Below are 4,663 nucleotides of genomic sequence, written 5' to 3'. Positions count from 1 at the left end.
TCCATTCCAACCTGTCTATTGGGGTTTTTATGGGGACACGCGCCAATGAGCGCGGCCGCACGGCATCTGATCGACGGCGCATGGGCCGACGACGGTCCCGTCGAGGCGACGCGCGCCGTCTATACCGGCGCCGTGCACGGCCGGTTCCATCTGGGCGCGGCCGCGACCGCCGAAACGGCGATCGCGGTCGCGCGCCGTGCCTTTGAACGGTCGCCCTGGGCGCACCGGCCGCGCCAGCGCGCCCAGGCGCTCCTTGAACTGGCGGACCGGATCGAAACGCGGCGCGATGAGATCGCCCGTCATATCGCGGCCGAAAACGGCAAAGTGCTGGCCCATTGCCTGCACGAGACCGAGGCCGCCGCCAGCGAAGCGCGCTATTATGCCGGTCTCGCCCGCGCCATTTTCGGTCGCGTCACCGAAATCGACGAGGGCAGGCAATCGATCCTTGCCCGGGAAGCGATCGGCGTCGCCGCCATCATCGTGCCGTGGAACGCGCCCTCGACATTGCTGCTGCGCGCGCTGGGACCGGCACTCGCCGCCGGCTGCACGATTGTCCTCAAGGGCGCGCACCAGACGAGCACGGTCAACCGCATCTATGCGGAATGTCTTGCCGCCTGCCCTTCCCTGCCCGCCGGCGTCGTCAACATGGTGCATGGCGACCTCGCCGTCAGCCAGGCGCTCTGCACGCACGCGGACGTCGATGTCGTCTCCTTCACCGGCTCCAGCGGCACCGGCAAGGCGATCATGGCCGGCGCCGCCCCGACCCTCAAAAGGCTCGGTCTCGAACTGGGCGGCAAGGCGCCGGCGCTGGTCTTTGCCGATGCCGATATGGACACCGCCGCCCGCGAGATCACCGGCGGGCTGATCGCCCATTCGGGCCAGATGTGCACCGCCGTCGCGCGCATCCTGGTCGAGGAGGCTGCCTGGGACCGCTTCGTGCCCAAGCTGGTCGAGGCCGCGCGCGCGGTGACGGCGGGCGACCCGATGGATGGGGGCATGCAGATGGGGCCGCTGTTCGATGCGCCCTCGGTCGAACGCTACGAACTGAACGCGGCCGCGGCGCGACAGGCGGGCGACACGCTGCTCGACGGCGCCGTTCAGCCCGGCCATCCGATGGGCAATGTCGTTTCGGCCGGGCTCTATCACATCGAGGATCGCGCGCACCGGCTGGTGCGGGACGAGCTCTTTGCGCCAATCGGCATCGTCGAGCGCTTTAGCTGCGAGGAGGAGGCGGTCGTCTCGGCCAATGCCACGCGCTATGGGCTGGCGGCCAGCGTTCACACCGCCGGGCACGCGCGGGCACGGCGGATGGCGCGCGCGCTGAAATCGGGGACGGTGTGGATCAACTGCCACAACCGGCTGTGCGCCGAGGCCGAAACCGGCGGCTATCGCGAAAGCGGAATGGGGCGGCTGCACGGCCTTGCAGGCCTCGCCGATTTCATGGAGACCAAACACATCTATGCCGAGTTCGGTCGGCTGCCGACGGGCTGACGATGGACCGCCTGGAGGAGGATATGCGTGTCGTCACCGGCCGGACGCGGATCGTCGAAGGCGGTTCGGTGAACCCATGAACGCCGATCCCGACATGAGATCGAACGCCGGCGAGGCTGCCATGCTGGGCGCCGAAGCACTTCTGCGCAGCCTGCGGACAAACGGCGTCGACTATCTGTTCGCCAATGCGGGGAGCGATTTCGCGCCCGTCATCGAAGCCATGGCCGCCGTACGCGACGCAACGGCAATCCCGGACACCATCACCGTCGCCCACGAAAACGCCGCCGTGGCCATGGCGCACGGCTATTTTCTGGCGACCGGTCGCGCCCAGGCGGCCATGGTGCACGTCAATGTCGGCCTGGCCAATGCGGTGATGGGGCTGATCAACGCGCATTCGGACGATGTGCCGGTGATGATGCTGTCGGGCCGCACGCCGCTGACCGAGCATGACCGGCCCGGTGCGCGGGTCTCGCCGATCCAGTACGGCCAGGAACAGTTCGATCAGGCCGGCATGGTGCGCGACGTGGTCAAATGGCAATACGAACTGCGATATGGCGACCAGGCGGCCGATCTGGTCAGCCGCGCCTACTCGGTTGCCATGTCCGATCCCAAGGGCGCGATCTATCTGTCGCTGCCGCGCGAGCCGCTGTGTGAACCGGCGCCGGTCCCGCGCGCGCCGATCCAGACGCCGGCCCGCGCCGCGGTGGCGGACCCCGCGCAGATCGACCGCGTCGCCGCGCTGCTCGATGGAGCCCAAACCCCCCTGATCATCTGTTCGCGCGGCGACCCGCAGGGCCGGGTCGCCGACGCAATGGCCACGCTTGCCGGCCGCTACGGCGCGCCGGTCGCCGAGATGTTCGTCACGCGCAACGTCATGCCGTCGCGCCACCCCGCGATGATCGGGCCGGCCCTGGCAAAAGCGCTGCCGGACGCCGATGTGGTGCTCGTCGTCGACACGCCCGTCGCCTGGATCGAAAGCAAGGTGCGGCCCGGCCCGCAATCGACCGTCATCCATATCGGCGCCGATCCGCTTTTCCGGCGGCTGCCCGTGCGGTCCTACAAGACCGACATCGCCATCGCCGGCGACACGGCGAGCGCGCTTGAGGCGATCGCCGCGCGCATCGCGCCACGCCCGCTCGGCGATCGCACCGCAGCGCTTCATCGCGCGTTCCGCCGGGGGATCGAAAACGCCTGGGCCGAGGGAAGCGCCGGAACGCCCACCAAGGCCTATGTCGCAAAGTGCCTGTCGGACGTGCTGGGCGCCAACGGCATCGTCGTCAGCGAACGCGGCGCGCCGGCGCCCTATTTCGATCTTGCGGCGGGCAACCGTTTCTTCGGCAACACGCAGGCCGGCGGCCTGGGCTGGGCCATGCCGGCCGCGCTGGGCGCGCAACTGGCCGACCGCGCGCGGCTGGTCGCCTGCGTGGTCGGCGACGGCGCCTACATGTTCGCAAATCCCGTGGCCTGCCACCAGATCGCCGAGGCAAACGAGCTGCCCATCATGACGGTGATCGTCAACAACGATGCCTGGGATGCGGTGCGGACATCGACATTGGCCGTCTTTCCCGAGGGCGAGGCGGCCAGGGCGAACCGGATGCCGATGGTCGCGATCCCGAAAGGCCCGGATTACGCCATGATCGCCCGCGCCAGCCGCGCCGCGACGTTCAGGGTCGCCCAGGCCGAGCACCTCGCAAAGACGTTCGGCCAAGCCGCGGCGCTGATCCGCAAGGAGCGTCGTCAGGTTCTGGTCGATGTCGCCGTGCGGCCGGACTGATCGACCAACGGCACAGGAAACAAACGAAGGGACAGAACAATATGCGTGTTCAGGTGTGTATCATAGGGGGCGGCCCGTCGGGGTTGCTTCTGGGGCTGCTGCTCAACCGCGCCGGCATCGACGTGACGATCCTGGAGCGCCGCACGCGCGCCTATGTGCTGGCGCGGATCCGGGCCGGCGTGCTCGAAAACAACACCTGCGACCTGCTGCGCAAGGCCGGTGTCGGCGAAAGGCTCGACCGCCAGGGGTTCGTGCACGACGGGACGGCGATCGCCAGCAATGGCCGCGCCTTCCGCATCGATTTCAAGGCACTGACCGCAAGCACGGTGACGGTCTATGGGCAAACCGAGGTCACCCACGACCTCTACGATGCGCACGACGTCGCCGGAACCTCCATCATCCACGAAGCCGAGGACATCGCCATCCATGACGCGGAGACGGACCGCCCGTTCGTCACCTACCGGCATGACGGCGGCGAGCGTCGCATCGACTGCGACTATGTGGCCGGATGCGACGGCTATCACGGCGTCAGCCGCAGGACGATTCCCGCTCGCGTGCGCCGCGAGTTCGAGCGGGTCTACCCGTTCGGCTGGCTCGGCATCCTGTCGGAGACGCCGCCCGTCGACGAGGAACTGATCTACGCCCAGCACGAGCGCGGCTTCGCCCTTTGTTCGATGCGCAACGAGAATCTGAGCCGTTACTACGTGCAGGTGCCCGTCGACGAGCCGCTCGATGCCTGGGACGATGCGCGCTTCTGGGACGAGTTGAAGCGGCGCATCCCGGATGCCGCCGCCGACAAGCTGGTGACCGGTGCCTCGATCGAGAAATCGATCGCGCCGCTGCGCAACTTCATCTGCGAACCGATGCGGTGGGGCCGGCTCTTCCTGGTCGGCGATGCCGCCCATATCGTGCCGCCGACCGGTGCCAAGGGCCTCAATCTGGCCGCCTCGGACGTTCATTATCTGTCGCAGGCGCTGATCGCCCGCTACGAGGCAAAGGACGATGCCGGCATCGAAGCCTATTCGGCCAAGGCGCTGGCCCGCGTGTGGAAATGCTCGCGCTTTTCATGGTGGATGACCACCATGCTGCACAGCTTCGACGATGAGGACGATTTCGCGCGCCGGATGCGCGAGACCGAACTCGATTATCTGGAACGCTCCAAGGTCGCCCAGACCTCGCTCGCCGAAAACTATATCGGACTGCCCTATTAGAGCGGTTTGTCTTTGGATGGGAGCGGATTGATGGACAGGATTTTTCGCCGCGGCGAGGAAAACACCGCGGCGCGATCCGACGATCGCGCGAGGCTTTTGACGACGCCGCCGGCGGAAAAGACGTCCAAGCCGGAGGCCGGCAACACATTGACATCAGATGATGGCCGCACATCGCCCGCGCTTGGTC

General features: G+C 67.6%; 4 protein-coding genes. 3 read left to right on the top strand and 1 reads right to left on the bottom strand.

The features are described 5' to 3' along the window. Positions 1-45: 45 nt before the first annotated feature. The 3 genes from AC5E6L_RS14200 to pobA all read left to right on the top strand — a co-directional run bounded on the left by AC5E6L_RS14200 (position 46) and on the right by pobA (position 4,476). A complete protein-coding gene (locus AC5E6L_RS14200) occupies positions 46-1,491 on the top strand; it encodes an aldehyde dehydrogenase family protein (RefSeq protein ID WP_491774141.1) in 1,446 nt (481 codons plus the stop codon). A gap of 76 nt (positions 1,492-1,567) precedes the next feature. After that, a complete protein-coding gene (locus AC5E6L_RS14195) occupies positions 1,568-3,265 on the top strand; it encodes a thiamine pyrophosphate-requiring protein (protein ID WP_491230751.1) in 1,698 nt (565 codons plus the stop codon). Between the two features lie 41 nt (positions 3,266-3,306). Next, the gene (gene pobA, locus AC5E6L_RS14190; protein ID WP_491230752.1) at positions 3,307-4,476 is read left to right on the top strand and encodes a 4-hydroxybenzoate 3-monooxygenase; all 1,170 of its coding nucleotides are present in this window, start codon (positions 3,307-3,309) and stop codon (positions 4,474-4,476) included. On the opposite strand, the gene AC5E6L_RS14185 is transcribed toward pobA, so the two are convergent. After that, a partial coding sequence (locus AC5E6L_RS14185) for a hypothetical protein (RefSeq protein WP_491774138.1) occupies positions 4,473-4,663 on the bottom strand: 191 nt, incomplete at its 5' end. The two genes, pobA and AC5E6L_RS14185, sit on opposite strands and share 4 nt — an antisense overlap.

Source organism: Roseitalea sp. (assembly GCF_984466335.1).
Note: the sequence above shows the minus strand (reverse complement) of the source record. Positions and strands in the feature narration are given on the sequence as shown.

Excerpts from the sequence above, each read along its gene's own strand:
- AC5E6L_RS14200 (WP_491774141.1), top strand. The coding sequence starts at position 46 with ATGAGCGCGGCCGCACGGCATCTGATCGACGGCGCATGGGCCGACGAC.
- AC5E6L_RS14195 (WP_491230751.1), top strand. The coding sequence starts at position 1,568 with ATGAACGCCGATCCCGACATGAGATCGAACGCCGGCGAGGCTGCCATG.
- pobA (WP_491230752.1), top strand. The coding sequence starts at position 3,307 with ATGCGTGTTCAGGTGTGTATCATAGGGGGCGGCCCGTCGGGGTTGCTT.